Annotated in this window: 1 pseudogene; it reads left to right on the forward strand. The window is 72.0% G+C overall.

What is annotated here, in order from left to right:
• Positions 1-71 precede the first annotated feature (71 nt).
• A pseudogene (locus JTJ31_RS24920) lies at positions 72-805 on the forward strand (IS5 family transposase); the annotation flags it as partial.

The following is an 805-nucleotide window of genomic DNA, read 5'->3' on the forward strand; positions in this document are numbered from 1 at the left end:
TTCGGAACGGTTTCGTATGGATCGCGGATGGGGTGAGCGGCGGCAGCCTCGTGCGTTCGAGGGATGTCTGTATGTCCTCCGAGGTCGCCCATGTGGACCCCGCCACCCGGCCGCAGCTTGCGCGCCCAAGCCAGCCCTATGCAACACGCCCGACCAATGCCGAGTGGCCGTTGGTGGCGCCGTTCCTGCCGCCGCCCGCCCCTTTCAGACGACCACGGCGCTGGCCGATGCGGGCGGTGTTGGACGGCATCCTCTCCGTTCTGCGCACCGGCTGCGCGTGGCGGCACCTGCCGCGCGACTTCCCGCCTTGGCCGACGACGCTGCGCTGGCTCCTCCGTCTGGCGCGCACGGGCACCTTTGAGCGCAGCGCTCATGCGCTCGCCATGGCCGACCGGGAGCGGACGGGCCGGTAGGCCTCGCCCACAGCCGCCGTGGTGGATACGCAAGCCATCCGCTCGGGCGGCGTCGGCGTCGCAGGTGTGCGCGGCTACGATGCGGCCAAACATGTCGTCGGCCGCAAGCGGCACGCACTGGTGGACACCGACGGCCGTCTGTTGCTCGCCGCCGTCTCGCCCGCCTCGCTGCACGACAGCCACGGCGGGATTGCGCTGCTGGGCGCGTCCCGGCGCCCGTGGCCCTTCCTTGCGCTGTGCTACGCGGATCGCGCCTACGTGGGGAGCGCGTCGCCACCGCGACGCCCGTCACGGTCCAGCTGGTCGGCCGTGCTCCGGATGCACAAGGCTTCGCGGTTCAGCCCCGTCGCTGGGTGATCGAGCGCACCTTCGGCTGGACCAGCCGCTGCCGG

Origin of the sequence: Sabulicella rubraurantiaca (assembly GCF_017355885.1) — a bacterium.
Classification (GTDB): Bacteria; Pseudomonadota; Alphaproteobacteria; order Acetobacterales; family Acetobacteraceae; genus Roseococcus; species Roseococcus rubraurantiacus.